Raw genomic sequence first — 16,734 nt, forward strand, 5'->3', positions numbered from 1 at the left:
GAATCTATATTTAAAAGTAAAGGTATCGAAAGCTAACGCATAAAAAAAGAACCGCACATTCCACAGCACTCGGAAATAACGGTTCTTGCAATCACTTGAGCATTGCTTCTCTCAGGCTATATGTCTTATACCAGTGGCAGTAATATCTTGAAATCCGTGCCTTCACCCCGGGAGCTGTCCACACGAATAAACCCTCCGTGATTTTTGATAATCCGGTAGCTGACAGACAGACCAAGTCCCGTACCACTCTCTTTGGTCGTGAAGAATGGATCGAATAAATGAGACAGTGTATTGTGGTCCATGCCTAATCCATTGTCGGAGATGGAAATCTCGACAAAGCTCCCCTCCTGATGAATGGCGATCTGAATAACACCTTTACGATGGTCCTCAATACCCTCGATAGCATCCATGGCATTTTTGATAATATTCAGGATGACCTGCTTGATCTGCTTCACGTCAATGGAGACTCTCATCACACTGGACGTGTCCTCCAGCGATATTTCACAGCCCTTCATAACCGCTTCACTTTCAGTCAGCATCACAACCTCACGCAGCAGATTTCTGACAGGAACGGCCGTCATTTGCGGTGCGGAGGGCTTGGATGAATTCAAAAACTCGTAAATGATATCGTTCGCGCGGTCAATCTCGGTCAGAATAATCTTAGCATATTCGTCCTTGCCGAGTTGTGTAAGGTGGGGTCTAAGGAGTTGAATAAAGCCGCGGATAGCAGTCAGTGGATTGCGAATCTCGTGGGCTATGGAAGCGGATATTTTGCCTAGCATGGCCAATTTGTCGTTCTGATAAGCGGTCTGCTCGATTTGCTTATAGTCTGACACGTCCTTGACACTAAACAGAAAGTCACCTTCCATCTCATCACCAGCGGTTACAGTAACCAGCCAATGGCGACCACACTCGTCAATCACTTCATGATAGCGTTTTCTATGATGGATAGTATCACGGTAGATTCTCAGTATTTTTTTACGTTTATATCGACCTAGCTTGGGGTGAAGAAGAATTTGCATCAACGTACATCCAATGAGTGACTTTCGCGGGAGTTCGAACAGCTTGGCCATTTGCACATTAATAAATGTCAGTACTCCTTCGCTGTCAAACAGCATTATTCCGCTGTCCAAGTGTTCCAGCACTCTTTCATACTTGTCGGTATTGGGCTGTCTCGGATGGAAAGAGCGTATCGATTGAAGCATACTATCTTGAACTTCGCTGATCATGCCAGGCTTCCCCCTCCTATCGGATTGATAAAAACTGGCCAATAGTGTCGTACACCAACTTGCATCAGATAGTTGTCCTATAAGTAATGATAGTCAACTACAAGCTTTATCGCAACGGGGAAACATGTCGAATGCATGTTTTTTTCCAATTTTTTTCAATGATATTTTTGCACACGTATGCAAAACAGGGCCTTTTTTATGCATAACACAACTTGGCTGCAAAGAACATTCAGTATTCATGCGATAATACCACTCCGAAATACCTGTCATTATAGGAGCAGTAGAACATCTGTTATTTAACTGATATGCATCCCCAACTCTCATAATATGCGCGTCAAATTTCTACAATACGCTTACCAAAAAACTACAATATCTGTAACAAAACAGTGCTGAAGCACGCAAAAGCCCCCGGTTTGCGGGGGCTTGATGATGTTAATGTGTACAGTCCAGTGGAGGCGGTCAGGTGCTTTTGTTGTGCTGAAGCCGAGAGCGTCGTTGGCTCATTACGGCAAGTCTGCGCTTGAGCTCCCTTTCCCATTTCTCATCCTGAATCTGTTTTGCGATTGTTAGTAAATCCAGAGACATGTCAATTTGTTTTTTCACGATTTCCAGTGGATCTTCATTCTCGGTATTGACGCAATTCTCAAAGATAGCCTCTTCTTCTTCCAGCACATAGTCCTGAAAATCAATCTCGTTAGCCCCATCGCCATGGGCATATTCAGCTAAAATTTCATATTCATTCTCAACCCTGTAATGCACTTCGATGCGCTGACAGACCGGACAGAACAATAGAGGAACATTATGAACCTGCGTTCGGTAATGCTTCAGCGTCCCTTTGGTTCCCACCATGCTTGCTCCACAGCAATAACTCATCTGGCGCTCACCCTCCTCTGAACATAACCAGTTCGCTTCCGTAATTTATTCTTCCCTTACCTTATTCGTCTTGCGATTATGAAATTCCTTCCAACTCAAACTTTCTTGTTCATCATAATGTAAGAAATGAAGACAAGCAAACCCCCAAAACCTTGTCAAAGGCATTTGGGGGCTGCATATACATGGACTTTATGAATTACAGATTCTTGTCGCCTGGCTTCCAGTTCATTGGGCACAATCCGCCGGATTGCAGAGCTTGAAGCACACGCAGTGTCTCTTCTACGCTACGACCTACATCGTTGTGGTTAACAACTTGATATTTCAATTCGCCTTCTGGGTCGATGATGAACAGACCGCGCAGAGCAATACCTTCTTCCTCGATCAGGACACCATAGTCTCTAGCTACTTGCTTCGTGATGTCGGAAGCCAGTGGGAAGTTCAGCTTGCCAAGTCCGTTGCTTTCCTTCGGTGTGTTGATCCAAGCTTTGTGGCTGTGCTCAGAGTCTACGCTGACGCCGAGGATTTCAGTGTCCAGAGCTTTGAACTGATCAGCAGCATCGCTAAGAGCTGTGATCTCAGTTGGACATACGAATGTGAAATCAAGCGGGTAGAAGAAGAATACGAGCCATTTGCCACGGTAGTCAGACAGCTTAACCGCTCCAAAGTCCTGTCCATCACCAGATACGGTATTCATTGCAAAATCCGGGGCTGCTTTTCCTACTAATCTTTCCATAGTATAAAATCCTCCTTTGAAGTTATGTGAGCACTGTAGCATGTGCTGCACTAAATGCCAGCTCAGTTCCGTTCATCGGACCGAGTATACTACAAGCCTATTGAAGAAGAAGCAAGTTCTTCTCATTAGCATAATCGTGTAATTTCCTTAGCTGCATAGAAAATGTTATCATCCGTCGAAATCAAAGTCAACATTATACTAGTTACTTTTTTATAATTAATATAATCTACATCTGATCTTCATTTAATCTTCATTAGTCCTTGATTTATAAGGGGTTGACATGGAATTACCACTTCGTTGAAGAGGATCATTGCAGGCTGATGGAGCAACCGTTGCTTCCATTTATAGCTTTCTGCGAGAAGCATTAAGATTCGTTGATGAACACATGATCTATCGTGGCCCACATCATTATGAAGCAGGGCAACTATACATAAAGCATGAATATGAAGGCACGCTAGATTATTTTTACGGTCACGCCACTCAAAACAAACAATCCGGCCTGTGAGGAATGTAGATTCGCTCGCCCAGCCGGACTGCAAGAGTTATGTTTTTATTTCATGCTCGTAAAGAGCAGATATTAATGTAGCCTAGATATCAATGTAGCCTATTTCATTGCTGCTGCAATCAAATCGCCCATCTCACTGGTAGAGAGCGCCTGGCTTCTGTCAGCAGCAATATCGGCTGTACGATGACCCGCATCCAGCACCTCGGCAACCGCCTTCTCGATCGCATCAGCAGCCTTATCGTATCCAAAGGTAAGACGGAACATTAGTGCTACCGACAGGATCGTCGCAATCGGGTTCGCCAGACCTTGTCCAGCAATGTCAGGGGCAGAGCCGTGCACAGGCTCATACAAGCCGAAGCTGCCTTCACCCAGTGATGCAGATGCCAGCATACCAATTGATCCAGTCAGCATAGCTGCCTCATCGCTCAGAATGTCGCCGAACATATTCTCGGTAACGATGACGTCGAAGCTTGACGGTCTACGAAGCAACTGCATCGCACAGTTATCGACGAGTACATGCTCCAGCTCTACGTCTGGATATTCCGGTGCTACACGGATGACTACTTCTCTCCAGAGGCGGGAAGTCTCAAGCACGTTCGCTTTATCGACTGAGGCAAGCTTCTTGCGGCGCTTCTGTGCAATTTCGAAAGCTTGGCGTACGATACGCTCTACTTCTGTTACATTATATACGCAAGTATCTACAGCCTCTTCACCTTGCGCTCCTTCACGTCTGAACTTCTCACCGAAATAGATACCACCTGTCAACTCACGCACGACCATCAGGTCCGTCCCGTCCAGCACTTCTGGCTTCAGGGTCGATGCATCCTTCAGGCAGTCAAAGATAACAGCAGGACGCAGGTTGGAGAAGAGTCCCAGCTCCTTGCGGATACCAAGCAATCCTGTCTCTGGGCGCAGCTCCTTCGAGTTATTATCCCATTTCGGTCCGCCCACAGCACCAAGCAATACCGCATCTGCGCTTTTACACACCTTCAGCGTATCTTCAGGCAGTGGTGTTCCTTTCTCATCAATAGCAATACCTCCGAAGAGTGCATGCTCAGTCTCAAAAGAGTAACCGTACAGCTCCTCCGCACGCTTCAGAATTTTTTCCGCCTCGGCTACCACCTCAGGACCGATTCCATCCCCTGCGATTACCGCAATTTTTTTCACATCAGACATTAGGCTCAGCTCCTCTTGTTCTTGGGTTCACATGTCGAACCACTAACTTATTCCGCATGTCACGCAGTTCTTCCTATACATGTTTGTACCATAGGGTGAAGGATTTGACCAAGACGCACATTCTATGGATTCGATAGGCTTAGCCTATAAGTCATGCTGTCCTTGATTCATTCGACTTTGGACATGTCATAAATAGGATATAAATAGAGGCGAGTGACATCTCGCCCTGTTATCCCCTTACGTTCATAAGGGAAATCCCTAATTCATGCAAGGAGATTTCCCTAACCCTCCATGATATACTGTATCCTATGCTATAATTTGATAAACAAAATAGCTCAACTTTCATCTTTATATCACCACTAAAATCACATCGCTTTTGGAGGTCGTGCCATGATATTGCAAAAAGGGGATACCCTGTTCAGGCAAGGAGAATCGGGGCCACTCTACAAGCTTGTCAAGGGCATGCTCAAGATTGTCCGCGTCCACCAGGATGGCTCTCAGTTCATGGTGAATATCATCGTTCCGGGAGATACGATTCCCCATCATTCGCTGATTAGTCCTCACCCGTATTATGGAACGGCGATCGCCCTTGTTCCCAGTGAGGTAGAGGTTATTGCGACCGACCGCTGGTACAAAGAGTTGGCCGAGGAGCCTGAGCGCTACAAAGATGTTGCCATGGCCTTGCAGAACAGTCTGCGAATGATGCAGAAGCGCATTGATCAATTAACAGAAGTCTCTCCTGCAGCCAAGCTGGAACAGCTTCGGATCTGGATTGAAGGATATATCGCCCCTTCTACGATCAGTGATATTCTTACCCAAGACGAGATTGGCCAGTTCATTGGCCTGCGTCGAGAGACGATTAACAGACTCATGCGCAAGACTCACAAGCAGGCTAAATAACCTTTCTCAGCCCGTTCTTAGACCTCTGGTCCAGGGACGGGCTATTGTCTGTTTTCTATATCTGTTTTCTATATCTGTTTTCTATATCTGTTTTCTATATCTGTTTTCTATTTCTGTTTTCTGTTGCAAGCACTGTTCACGCATGCTACGACTCTAATTTCATCATTTTCATGACAAAATCAACTCACAATTAGCGATTATGGTATTGAATTGGCAAAAAGTGATCCCAGTCACCTGAGAGTAAAGGGCTGTACGATATACTCCGGGTATTGAATGTCTATTACAGCGTCATACAGAGGAATTCAGATTAGACATTCATTCTTATCTGTATGATGTTCAATACTCAGGAGGTAATCGAAATGACAACTAATGTGGCAAAAATGGTATCGGAGCAGCCACCCATGTTCTGCTTTCAATGCCAGGAGACGGCCAAGGGGGTAGGCTGTACCGTAGTCGGCGTCTGTGGCAAGACACAGGATGTTGCCAATCTGCAGGATTTGCTAATCTATCTGCTCAAAGGAATTTCTTGGCTCAGCCTTGATATTTCCTTGCCAGAGGCTCAGGACCGCAAGGTATCTCATTTCGTCATGGATGCTTTGTTCGCCACCATTACTAATGCCAATTTTGATCGAGATGTGTTCATCTCCAAAGTACGTGATGCCTTAGCCCTGCGTAATGAAATCAAGAGCTTACGTGACCAGCAACAGCCTTCCTCTACTGCAAGTAATCTTCCTGATGCTGCAACATGGTACTCAGACAGCGAAGCAGAAATGGATATCAAGGCTCACCAGGTTGGTATCCTTGCTACCAAGAATGAAGATATTCGCTCATTGCGGGAGCTGCTCACCTATGGCCTGAAAGGCATGGCTGCATATGCCTATCATGCATGGCAACTCGGACACGGAAATGATGAGATGGATCATTTCATGCGCAAGGTGCTTGCAGCCACACTCGATGACACCCTGGATGTCCAAGCGCTGATCGCTCTCGTTATGGAGACAGGTAAATACGGTGTCGATGCCATGGCGATGCTGGATGCAGCCAACACGGGAACTTATGGACAGCCTGAGGTGACCAAGGTCAATATCGGTGTCAGAAATAATCCAGGCATTCTTATCAGCGGTCATGATCTGAAGGATCTGGAGCAGTTGCTGGAGCAAACAGAGGGAACAGGAGTCGATGTGTACACACATAGCGAGATGCTTCCTGCCCACTACTATCCAGCCTTCAAAAAATACAATAACTTTGTCGGTAACTACGGCAACGCATGGTGGAAGCAAAACACTGAATTCGATGCCTTCAACGGTCCGATCCTGATGACGACGAATTGTATTGTACCGCCAAAAGCCAGCTATATGGATCGCATCTACACGACAGGGAATACAGGCTTCGCTGGAGTCAAGCATATTCCAGAGGGTGAGAACGGAGCTCCAAAGGATTTCTCGGCTATTATTGCCCAAGCACTTACCTGTCCGCCACCGACAGAACTGGAGACTGGTGAGATTGTAGGCGGATTTGCCCATTCAGCAGTCCTGAACGTCGCTGATCAGATCGTAGATTCCGTCAAGACAGGAGCAATTCGTCGTTTCTTCGTCATGGCAGGCTGCGATGGTCGGATGAAATCACGCAATTACTATACTGACTTCGCAAAGGAACTGCCGCAGGATACGATTATTCTGACAGCTGGATGCGCGAAGTACAAATATAACAAGCTGGACCTTGGAGAGATTAACGGCCTGCCGCGCGTGCTTGATGCCGGACAATGCAACGACTCCTACTCGCTTGCCGTAATCGCTCTGAAGCTGAAGGAAGTTTTCGGCCTGGAGGATATCAATGATCTCCCGATCTCCTATAATATTGCATGGTACGAGCAAAAAGCCGTCATCGTTCTGCTGGCCCTCTTATATCTGGGCGTCAAAAATATTCATCTGGGACCAACACTACCTGCCTTCCTGTCGCCGAATGTAGCGAAGGTATTGGTAGAGAACTTCGGCATTGGCGGCATTACCAGCGTCGAAGAGGATATGAACTTGTTCATGACCGTATAAAACTCACAATATTTATGCCAGCAGCACTGGCATTGCATTGTTGGGCCTCGTTCTCTTACTTGAGAATGGGGCTCTTTTCATTCCCCATACTGGAGGAGCAACAGCTGCCAGAGGTTCAAACGTTCACCGCAGTTGCACGGACCCCAAACACTTAACCTCTTCAGTTCAATCTATACTTTTTCGTTTACTACTACCGCCATGATGCAAAAAGAGGCCCACACCTGGTATCCCAGGAATGGACCTGCTGTACATATTCGATTATAGCAACGGATGCTCGTGCTTAGCCTTCAGAATATCCCATCTGCGCTCGACTTCTCGCTCGAATTCATCCAGAATTCCCTTGTTTTCTTCCTTGAGAAGGTGCTTGGTTTTACCCATATATTTGAGCCATTCTGTGAGAGGCACCTTTTTGTTACGAGCTTCCGGGTTGTACGTAATCGTTGTCTGTCCACGTTCTACCTCGTATAACGGGAAGAAGCAGGAATTTACTGCCGCTCCAACAATACTTTCTCCATCACGATCATTGGACTTCCAGTTCAGTGGGCAGGCGATGAGCAGCTTGCCGTAGGCCATACCTTCATGCGTTGCATACCATTGGGCCTTCGCTGCTTTCTTGACTAGATCCTGTCCAAAGGCCTCGGTACCTGTGAACACATACGGAATATGGGTAGCCGCCATGATCTGTGCTGTATCCTTATGATGGTAGGGCTTGCCCTGCTGAGCTTTACCCACACCGGACGTGCTCGTCATATGGCCTAATGGAGTAGAATAGGACAACTGGGCACCCGTATTCATGTAGCCTTCGTTATCATACTCCAGAATGATCATACGGTGGTTACGTAATGCGGTCCCGATCGCAGACCCCATACCAATATCCATACCGCCGTCCCCAGTCACCATCACGAACGTGAAGTCATCAGGAACGTCTATCTCACCCCGACGTTTTTTCTCCCAAAAAGCCTCCAGCGTACCAGACAAGGTAGCTGCACCGTTCTGGAACAGATTGTGAATGAAGCTCTGCTTGTGAGAGTTATACGGATAGCCTGTTGTTGTAATATAAGCACAGCCTGTCTGGAATAGTGTAACGATATTGCCTTCAATCCCCTTGAAGAACAGCTCCAGACCAGGGAAAATACCGCAGCCCGGACACGCTCCATGACCGGCAGCAATTCGCTTAGGCTTGCCAGTGAGAGACCGAAGTGGTGGAACGCGTACTGACAGCTTGGAGGTCTCTTCATCAACCTTGACTGTGATCAATCCTGAGTTGTAAGTATCTGCTCCCTGCAGCTCCACGGACGATTGCAGCCGATCCTTCTCCAGACCTGGCGTATGCCCATAATAATCAAAAGGCTTGTCTGCATATCCTTGTGCTGCTGCCTCTATTGCAAGCTCATAGAATGCCTCTGCATCCTCTGCATAAAAGTCCTTGCCTCCAAGGCCGAAGATACGGGACAGCACAATTGGCTGCTCGCCACGCAGGTCCTGTAAGGCTGATTTGACCTCGTGCGTCAGGTTACCACCTTTAGCCCCGTAAGAGTCCGCCCGCTCGCCTACCAGCAGCGCTTTGACACCTGATAGTGCCTTCCGTATAGCCTCTGCCGGGAATGGCCGAATCACATTCGGACTAATGACCCCAGCCTTGATGCCGCGACTACGCAACTGATCTGCCACATCCTTGGCAGATTCGGCAGCAGAATTAAGCAGGAACAAGGCTACCTCTGCATCCTCCATCTTGTACAAATCAAGCGTCTCATACGTTCTGCCCGACAATGCAGCATACTCTTGTGCTACCTCTTCGAATACACGCCCGGCATGCTCCATCGCAACCGATTGCTGGTAATGGTTATTCATTAGATCATCACCATTCATGTACGCACCCACTACAATAGGATGCTCTGCATCCAGTACATGGGGTGCTTCAGGGGCTTCACCGACGAATGCTCTTACCACATCGCGCTCTTCGAATATTTGAACTCTGCGCTTCTGATGTGAAGTGAAGAACCCGTCATACGCCACGATGACTGGCAATCGAACATCACTATGCTCTGCGACACGCAGCGCTATGATATTCATATCGTATACGGCCTGTGGAGAACGGGCTGTCAGGATGACCCATCCGGTATTCAGTCCGTAATACAGGTCCGAATGATCACCGCGAATATCCAGCGGTCCGCTTACAGCACGTGTGACCAGATTCATGACCATTGGGAAGCGTGTTCCCGCCTGCACAGGAAGCTGCTCGATCATATAGAGGAATCCGTTCGCGCTCGTCGCATTGAAGACGCGTGCTCCAGCCGCCGCTGCTCCATAGCAGATACCAGCGGAGCCATGCTCTCCATCGGCCGGGATCAGCTTGATATCATGCTCACCGCGGGTCCTCATCACATCGAGATATTGGGCAATCTCAGTCGATGGAGTAATAGGGAAGTATCCCATAATATGATAGTTAATCTGAGCCGCAGCCATCGCAGCCATCTCATTGCCGGATTCAAATACAGTAGTCTGGACAGGCATTTCTGTCCGCTCAGCTGTCTCGGTATGGGTACTCATTGCACGGTCTCCTCCTTCATACGAAATGCAGTACGCTGCGGCACTCGGTGCTGATCAGCAAAGCCAGCATCGTCCAAACGCTCCGTGAGTGCTGCACTCGGGCATACCTCCACGCATTTCAGGCAGCCTTTACAGTATTGATAGTCAATGCCCTGCAGGAACATTTGCAGATTCCCCCGCTTGTCAGGCTGACGATCCCATACGAAGCAAAAGTCAGGACATGCCGTGTCACAAGCTGCGCAGTTGATGCACAGATCCTTATGGAATTCTGGCAGCACGCCTTGTCTTGACCCGCTAAGATCCTTCGTTATGCTATTCGCTATAACATTCAGAATACCGCCAGGCTCTTGCGTCTTATAGCCCAACAATGGCTCAGGGCGAGTATACTCTGCCGCCTCATGCTCTGCTGACCCGATCGTCACGAAGCTGACCTCCTCATAGCCTCGATCGAAAGTACGCAAGTTGGGCTCGACCAGATGTGGCAGCTTCTTCTCAAACGTACGCGTGATAACCGCTCGCATGTCATCCGGATTGAGGAAGCTGCAGATCCGAAACAGTGCACCCAGCATCGCTGTATTGACCTTGGTCCGCTCCTGCATCGCAATGCTGAGTGCATCTACTATAGCCAGCGTTCCGTGTGCCATCTTCAGATCACGGGCCACCTCTGCTGAGTCACGTGCAGAATTAACCAATACGACACCACCTGGACGCAGTCCATTCGTCACATCGACGGTCTTGTACAATGCTTCGTGAAAGATACCTACGACATTAGGCCGTTCAATAGGGCTATGATCTCTGATCTCTACCTCGGGTGCGCAAAAGCGTACAAAGCTTTTGACTGGAGAACCTTTCTTCTCGGAGCCATAGCTGGAAAAGTTAGAGCCGTTCAGACCTGCTCCGTTCACCCCGGCTTCCGCTAGCATTTTACCAGCCAGGTTTGCCCCCAATCCCCCGATGGATTCCAGTCGGATTTCATAAAATCCAAGCTCGTTCGTCTGCGGTAACATTGTCACTACGCGTTCCTCCTGTTCTGTTCTAGTTCCATCCATCTCTTGTGTCAAAGTGTATCACACCCACAATAGAATAATGTGATTGCGGTCACATAACTGAAATGCATATAAGAGCCCCAATCCTCGCCTGGAGAATTGGAGCTCCGACTATGATATGAGTAGTGCTGTGAGTGCCTGAATCATTGCTATCTATCGCTTGAGTTACCATCAGATTGATAGTCACAGCAAGGAAGTTCTCACTGTCCTTTTATGCAAAATATGGATTAGGGCATGTCTCCGTTACTCGTCTATATCATTTCAATACTATGTGTATGACAAATATATGAGCAAATACTATGGCATGCGTCGTTAAGCTTGGGCGATTTAATACCACAACTCGCTCTAGACCAAAGCTATACTCGGTACATTAGAAGACTTATATTAGAGTGCTGGTATCAGCCTCCAATATAGGACATCCCAATCTTGCTACGGGCCGAAGTAATCTCTGAGCGTAGATCGGAATAGCGATCTGTTCGCTGCTGCCAGACAGCAGCTATGGTATCGCTTAATTGCTCGTCTGTAGCTCCGTTCCGCAGCATCGTCTTCACGTCAAAGCCAGCCGAAGCAAACAGACAGGTATAGAGCTGCCCATCAGACGACAGACGTGCCCGGGTACAAGAGGAGCAGAAGGAGGCTGACACTGACGGGATAAAGCCGATCTCTCCTTCACCATCAGCATACCTGTAGCGATTGGCTACCTCTCCAAAATACGCTGGCTCAACCGGAACGAGGTCATAGACAGCACTGAGCTGGTCCAGCATTTGCTGCTTGGTGACCACGCTGTCCATACTCCAGCCGTTGTCATTGCCGACATCCATGAATTCAATCAGCCGCAGCGGAACTCCCAAGGCTTTGAAATATGTCGCCATCGGTAGAATCTGAGCATCATTCACTCCCTTTTGCACGACCATGTTCACCTTAATCTCAAAGCCGACCTCTCTTGCAATTTCGATATTTCGCAGAATTACAGCAGGCTCAATGCCACGTCCGTTAATCTGCCCGAACAAGACGGGGTCCAGTGCATCAAGACTAACGTTCAGGCGCCGCAGGCCTGCATTATAGAGTGGCTCTGCCAGTCTGCCCAGCAGAACACCATTAGTCGTCAAGCCCATATCCTCGACTCCTGAAATAGACAACAGATCTGCCACGAGCTCGGGAAGTCCCCCTCGCAGCAGTGGCTCTCCGCCTGTAAGTCGAATCTTGCTCACGCCCAGCGCTACGAACAGCCTAGCTAACCGTACCAGCTCATCGTTGCTCAGCTGCTGCTCTGGCGGGAGAAAGCTGTGCTTAAGACCATATTTCTCTATAGGCATACAATACGTGCAGCGAAAATTGCAGCGGTCCGTCACCGAAATACGCAAATCATGTAAAGGACGCTGCAGACCGTCCCGAAGCCGATGCCTGTCCATGTCCGCTCCCCCTTGATGTCAGCGGCTGGTTGCCGCCTTTAATGTAATATCACTGAATGTACCAACATAACGTACATCCTGCCCAGCTTCATCCTTGACAGAGCTGATCGTCAGCCACTGGAGGTATTCCTCACCATTTTTGCGACGATTCCAGATCTCCCCGTGCCAGGTACCGTGACTACGGATCTCGTTCCACATGCTGCCATAGAATTCGGCATTCTGCCTGCCAGACTTCAGAATACTAGGCTTGGAGCCCAGCACTTCAGACTCGCTATAGCCAGTCAACTGCACAAATGCGGGGTTAACAGCGACGATCTTGCCATCTGCATCTGTGACCAGCATCCCTTGCCCCGTCGAATTGAACACCTCGGATGCCACATGCAGTCGATCCTGATAATGCAGCCACAGGACCAGCAGCAGACTGACTAGTGCTACCTGAGAGAGCAGCATAAAGCCAATAGAGTATTGTCCTGTGATCCCGTGGATCGCAGCAAGCATAATCGGTGGAAAGAAGCCGCCAAGACCACCCATCATGGACACGATTCCGTTCACGATGCCTGCCTGCTTGTCGAAGACCATAGGTACGAGCTTGAAGATGACACCATTGCCTGTGCCTGCACAGACAGCGATAATGATGCAGCCTACTGAATACAGCAGTAGTGAAGGTGAGAATGCCAGCACTAGTGCCGCAATGGTATATACGGCAAAGGTCCCCATCAGCAGGAACAACGGACGATACCGGTCAGCCAGCCAGCCACCAATAGGACGGAACACGGTCGCTACCGCAATGAAGCCTGCGGTGCGCATACCGGCATCTACCTTTCCAAGTTCAAAATTGTTCACCAGAAAGCTTGGAAGATAGACCGTAAAAGCAACAAAAGAACCAAATGTAATAAAGTAAAAGAGCGAGAACATCCACAGCTTCTCATTTTTATATACGCCGCGAATTTGTTCCATTATCGGTGTCTTGATCTTCTTCTCTTGACGATCACCAAAGAAGAAATTCAGCAAAATGAACACGAGCAGTAACCCAAGGTATAGCTTGACTGTGAGTGACCAGCCGACCTGGGAAGCAATGAGCGGCGCAGCGAAGGTGCTGATGGCTGTACCCATGTTACCCACACCGTAGATACCGTTCACCAGACCTAGCTTCTCACGCGGATAGTACTTGGGCAATGAGGTGACACCGACCGAGAAGACAGCTCCGCCTATACCAAGGAATAGACCACCAATGATTAGATCCGTTACCGTGGTAGCCTCACTTAGATAGTAGACAGGGAATAGCAGCAAAATAAAGCTGATTAGAAAGACTAGCCGAGCTCCGATGAGATTGGCATAATAGCCAAGCGGAATGCGAAGCACCGACCCAAGAATGACAGGAATGGCCGTAATCATGGACAGCTGTCCGGCAGGAATGGTAATGTCCTCTGCAATATAAGGCATCAATGAGGAGATAATCACCCATACCATAAAGCCTGTAACCAGATTCATCGTTTGTAGGGGCAGTTGAATTTTTCTGATCAATTCATTCACCTTTTCTTATGTTTAAGTTGGATTTGTCATACTGCTGCCCCTATTGTATGCTCTTCTCCCTTCCCCCATATATAGGGGAGTCCCCTCTCTATCCCAAGGGAATACCCGAAAAAAGAAGCCTCAATTTGTAGGGAACTACGGGTCAGCGCTGCAGCTCTCCTAGTCTCTATTTAAGGTACTGGCATGGTTGTATACATTGTGTGAATTCTTCACGGATTACCTGAATGCCAAAAAGAGCAGCGATTGCCCACGCGGGACATTCGCTGCTCTATGGAATAATGCCAGAATGTAGCTTAGTATTCAATCATACGGTGGCTTGTACCACATCAGATTCTGCTTACAGAGTATCTATGCTTCTAACCGATGCTACTTCTATTTTTATCGTATTTTTATTTGTATTTTCTATTTCTATTTGTTTTTTCTATTTCTGTCTGTATTTGTATCTGTAAATTCCTTATCCAATATATATATCCAATTTCTAAATTGGTATTTCGGATTCTATCATGTGAAGGCTCAGAATTCCAACAGCTTCTTCTTCAGCACATACTCTAGTAGCTCAGGCCGACTCTTCACATTCAACTTTTCCATGATTCGTGCCTTGTGCGCTTCCACTGTCTTGACGGATATAAATACCTTCTCGGCAATCTCTTTATTGCCATAGCCCTTGGCTATCAAGGGCAATAGCTCTAACTCGCGGTTTGAGAGCAGATCGAACGGGTCCTCTGGTCCAGCAGGTGACTTATCCTTATTGAAGAACTCCCTTACGAGGGAAGTAGCCATTTTCGGATGAATATAAGTACCACCTTTGTGAATCGTACGGATTGCCAGTAGTAGCTCCTCATCGGGGGCATTCTTCAGGACGTAGCCTGACGCACCGTTCTTTAATACATGGAAGAGATAATCCTCATCATCATGCATGGTCAGAATAAGGATCTTCGTCTCAGGAAAATCCTCCTTGATCTTCCCCGTAGCAATGAGTCCGCTCTCCCCTGGAGGCATGCTGAGGTCCATAATCAGAATATCCGGCTTGAACTTGGCGGTGATCTGATATGCCTCCAGGCCATCTGCCGCCGTTCCGATGACCTCCATGTCCTCCTGGAAGTTCAGAATCATGGAGAAGCCACTACGCACAATAGCGTGATCATCGGCAATGACAATACGAATCATGCTTCACTCTCCTCATGTCGCTCTCGGGTGGGAATACTTAGCAGTACCCTTGTGCCCAATCCTTCTCTCGACTGTAGGCTAAAGCTCCCACCAGCCAGCTCGGCACGCTCCTGCATGCCATACAGTCCCATTCCTGTGCCGAGTGGATCAGCAGCTGGATTGAACCCAACTCCGCGATCCTCCACAATAAGCTGAAGCAACTCTCCGGAATCCGTAAGCGTAACTTCAACGTTATCCACTTGAGCATACTTCAAGGCATTGAGCAAAGCCTCCTGGCCTACTCGATATATGACCGTCTCGACCTCACTGGGATACCGCTTCTGGGAGATATCCGATGTGAATTGCACCAATAGCCCGTAGCTCTGCTCCAGACGCTTGATATGCGAGCGAAAGGCTGCCTCCAGCCCCAGATCATCCAGCGCAGGAGGACGCAATTCCACCGACAGGTTCCGGATATCATCCAGCAACCGAGTCATGGAGGCTTCCGTCTGCTTCACCTTCTTGAGCAGCTGGTCATCCTCAGTCATATATTTCAGCACTCGCAGATCAACTACAGCACTCATCAGCTCCTGAGCCACGCTATCGTGTAGCTCTCTAGATATACGCCTGCGTTCGTTCTCCTGCGCTTCAATGACATGCTTCATCATCTTGTTCTGATACAGCTTCTCTTGCGTCTGGTACTGGGTCGCTAGGTCACGAAGCATGAACACCCGAATACCTGCTTCCGAATCTATGGTATGAAAAGATGCGGCGTAAGGGACGACTCCTCTACCGCGGGTCTCCAGATAGACCTGAAATGACGGTAGCTCCTCAGACTCTGGCACTTGAAAATAACAATCCAGACAGGTTCGGAATTCCGTATCGCTCATGTACCCCCGACATGTAGAACATAGCGCACGATGCTGACCCTCATACAGACGCTCCTGGACATCGTCGCCCACAATCGCTTCAGCAGCCGGATTCATGGCGAGTGTTCTGCCACTACGATCGAAGAGCAGAATGGCTTCGGTTGTATTTTCGAACAGCTTGGTAATGATTGGGGTGAGGTCTGCTAATTGGGTCGGTGTCGTCACGGGGATACCTCCTCTATGCCATGGATGTTCTGAAATCCGTGCTGAGCCTGTCTTGTCAACTGCTGTAGCATTATTTCTGTCACGCATCTGTCGTCTCTGAATGCTCCCAAGAGCACACCTTCCACGCGTCCTTCTCTCCATAAAGGAACAGCCACCACGCTTCTTAGCTGTTCGGATTGTACAATAGGATAATTGAACAGACTGTCTGCTTCGGCATATTGCTCCATCGACGGAATCAGAAGAGGCTTTCCCGTCTTGAAGACGATTCCGGCGATGCCTTTACCCGACCGCAAGACAATTCTGCGATACCGTTCATTCCGGTTACCGGATACATAGACCCACCGGATTACATAGTGATATTCCGCTGGCTGAACCATCGCAAGCCCCATGAAATCATAGCCACACTGGGCTCGCGCCTCATCAAGCTCCAACTGGAATGCGGACTTGTTATTCATCGCTCATCTCCTGTGAAAACGGGAAAAGAAGGCT

At 48.2% G+C, this 16,734-nt stretch carries 14 protein-coding genes; 3 read left to right on the forward strand and 11 right to left on the reverse strand.

Annotation, left to right across the window (positions count from 1 at the left end; all coding sequences use genetic code 11):
* Nucleotides 1-125: 125 nt before the first annotated feature.
* The 3 genes from K331_RS0105545 to K331_RS0105555 all read right to left on the reverse strand — a co-directional run bounded on the left by K331_RS0105545 (nucleotide 126) and on the right by K331_RS0105555 (nucleotide 2,835).
* Nucleotides 126-1,229 (reverse strand): ATP-binding protein, encoded by a 1,104-nt coding sequence (locus K331_RS0105545; RefSeq protein WP_028589504.1) that lies wholly within the window; start codon nucleotides 1,227-1,229, stop codon nucleotides 126-128.
* A 459-nt stretch (nucleotides 1,230-1,688) separates the two neighbouring features.
* Complete coding sequence (locus tag K331_RS0105550) at nucleotides 1,689-2,102, reverse strand: hypothetical protein (protein WP_018887806.1); 414 nt, start codon at nucleotides 2,100-2,102, stop codon at nucleotides 1,689-1,691.
* 196 nt (nucleotides 2,103-2,298) lie between these two features.
* Nucleotides 2,299-2,835, reverse strand: a complete 537-nt coding sequence (locus K331_RS0105555; RefSeq protein ID WP_018887805.1) for a peroxiredoxin — start codon at nucleotides 2,833-2,835, stop codon at nucleotides 2,299-2,301.
* Nucleotides 2,836-3,145: 310 nt separating this feature from the next.
* Here K331_RS0105555 and K331_RS32430 point away from each other — a divergent pair, with 310 nt between their 5' ends.
* Entirely contained in the window at nucleotides 3,146-3,340 is a 195-nt protein-coding gene (locus K331_RS32430; RefSeq protein ID WP_028589505.1) for a DUF5680 domain-containing protein, read from the forward strand.
* A gap of 99 nt (nucleotides 3,341-3,439) precedes the next feature.
* On the opposite strand, the gene leuB is transcribed toward K331_RS32430, so the two are convergent.
* Nucleotides 3,440-4,516 carry a 3-isopropylmalate dehydrogenase gene (gene leuB / locus K331_RS0105565; RefSeq protein WP_028589506.1) on the reverse strand — a complete coding sequence of 359 codons (1,077 nt, stop codon included), beginning with the start codon at nucleotides 4,514-4,516 and terminating at the stop codon, nucleotides 3,440-3,442.
* 390 nt (nucleotides 4,517-4,906) lie between these two features.
* Between leuB and K331_RS0105570 the strand changes: the two genes are divergently transcribed.
* Both K331_RS0105570 and hcp read left to right on the forward strand, forming a co-directional pair.
* Entirely contained in the window at nucleotides 4,907-5,416 is a 510-nt protein-coding gene (locus K331_RS0105570; protein ID WP_018887803.1) for a Crp/Fnr family transcriptional regulator, read from the forward strand.
* Nucleotides 5,417-5,775: 359 nt separating this feature from the next.
* The gene (hcp, locus tag K331_RS0105575) at nucleotides 5,776-7,464 is read left to right on the forward strand and encodes a hydroxylamine reductase (RefSeq protein WP_208115201.1); all 1,689 of its coding nucleotides are present in this window, start codon (nucleotides 5,776-5,778) and stop codon (nucleotides 7,462-7,464) included.
* Between the two features lie 258 nt (nucleotides 7,465-7,722).
* Here the strand turns inward: hcp and K331_RS0105580 are convergent, their stop codons facing one another.
* The 7 genes from K331_RS0105580 to K331_RS0105610 all read right to left on the reverse strand — a co-directional run bounded on the left by K331_RS0105580 (nucleotide 7,723) and on the right by K331_RS0105610 (nucleotide 16,700).
* A complete protein-coding gene (locus K331_RS0105580) occupies nucleotides 7,723-10,014 on the reverse strand; it encodes a thiamine pyrophosphate-dependent enzyme (RefSeq protein ID WP_028589508.1) in 2,292 nt (763 codons plus the stop codon).
* The gene (locus K331_RS0105585; protein WP_028589509.1) at nucleotides 10,011-11,027 is read right to left on the reverse strand and encodes a 2-oxoacid:acceptor oxidoreductase family protein; all 1,017 of its coding nucleotides are present in this window, start codon (nucleotides 11,025-11,027) and stop codon (nucleotides 10,011-10,013) included. The genes K331_RS0105580 and K331_RS0105585 overlap by 4 nt, the downstream gene beginning before the upstream one ends.
* Before the next feature lie 431 nt (nucleotides 11,028-11,458).
* On the reverse strand, nucleotides 11,459-12,472 hold the full coding sequence (gene moaA / locus K331_RS0105590) for a GTP 3',8-cyclase MoaA (RefSeq protein ID WP_028589510.1): 1,014 nt from the start codon (nucleotides 12,470-12,472) through the stop codon (nucleotides 11,459-11,461).
* An 18-nt stretch (nucleotides 12,473-12,490) separates the two neighbouring features.
* On the reverse strand, nucleotides 12,491-13,996 hold the full coding sequence (locus tag K331_RS0105595; RefSeq protein WP_028589511.1) for a nitrate/nitrite transporter: 1,506 nt from the start codon (nucleotides 13,994-13,996) through the stop codon (nucleotides 12,491-12,493).
* Between the two features lie 522 nt (nucleotides 13,997-14,518).
* Nucleotides 14,519-15,169, reverse strand: a complete 651-nt coding sequence (locus K331_RS0105600; RefSeq protein WP_033413230.1) for a response regulator — start codon at nucleotides 15,167-15,169, stop codon at nucleotides 14,519-14,521.
* Nucleotides 15,169-16,245, reverse strand: a complete 1,077-nt coding sequence (locus K331_RS0105605) for a sensor histidine kinase (protein WP_028589512.1) — start codon at nucleotides 16,243-16,245, stop codon at nucleotides 15,169-15,171. The genes K331_RS0105600 and K331_RS0105605 overlap by 1 nt, the downstream gene beginning before the upstream one ends.
* The gene (locus tag K331_RS0105610; RefSeq protein WP_018886432.1) at nucleotides 16,242-16,700 is read right to left on the reverse strand and encodes a GAF domain-containing protein; all 459 of its coding nucleotides are present in this window, start codon (nucleotides 16,698-16,700) and stop codon (nucleotides 16,242-16,244) included. The genes K331_RS0105605 and K331_RS0105610 overlap by 4 nt, the downstream gene beginning before the upstream one ends.
* Between the last annotated feature and the right edge of the window lie 34 nt (nucleotides 16,701-16,734).

Origin of the sequence: Paenibacillus massiliensis subsp. panacisoli DSM 21345 (genome assembly GCF_000426545.1) — a bacterium.
GTDB lineage: Bacteria > Bacillota > Bacilli > Paenibacillales > Paenibacillaceae > Paenibacillus > Paenibacillus panacisoli.

Coding starts and splice junctions, on each gene's coding strand:
- K331_RS0105545 (WP_028589504.1), bottom strand. CDS start 1,229: ATGATCAGCGAAGTTCAAGATAGTATGCTTCAATCGATACGCTCTTTC.
- K331_RS0105550 (WP_018887806.1), bottom strand. CDS start 2,102: ATGAGTTATTGCTGTGGAGCAAGCATGGTGGGAACCAAAGGGACGCTG.
- K331_RS0105555 (WP_018887805.1), bottom strand. CDS start 2,835: ATGGAAAGATTAGTAGGAAAAGCAGCCCCGGATTTTGCAATGAATACC.
- leuB (WP_028589506.1), bottom strand. CDS start 4,516: ATGTCTGATGTGAAAAAAATTGCGGTAATCGCAGGGGATGGAATCGGT.
- K331_RS0105570 (WP_018887803.1), top strand. CDS start 4,907: ATGATATTGCAAAAAGGGGATACCCTGTTCAGGCAAGGAGAATCGGGG.
- hcp (WP_208115201.1), top strand. CDS start 5,776: ATGACAACTAATGTGGCAAAAATGGTATCGGAGCAGCCACCCATGTTC.
- K331_RS0105580 (WP_028589508.1), bottom strand. CDS start 10,014: ATGAGTACCCATACCGAGACAGCTGAGCGGACAGAAATGCCTGTCCAG.
- moaA (WP_028589510.1), bottom strand. CDS start 12,472: ATGGACAGGCATCGGCTTCGGGACGGTCTGCAGCGTCCTTTACATGAT.
- K331_RS0105610 (WP_018886432.1), bottom strand. CDS start 16,700: ATGAATAACAAGTCCGCATTCCAGTTGGAGCTTGATGAGGCGCGAGCC.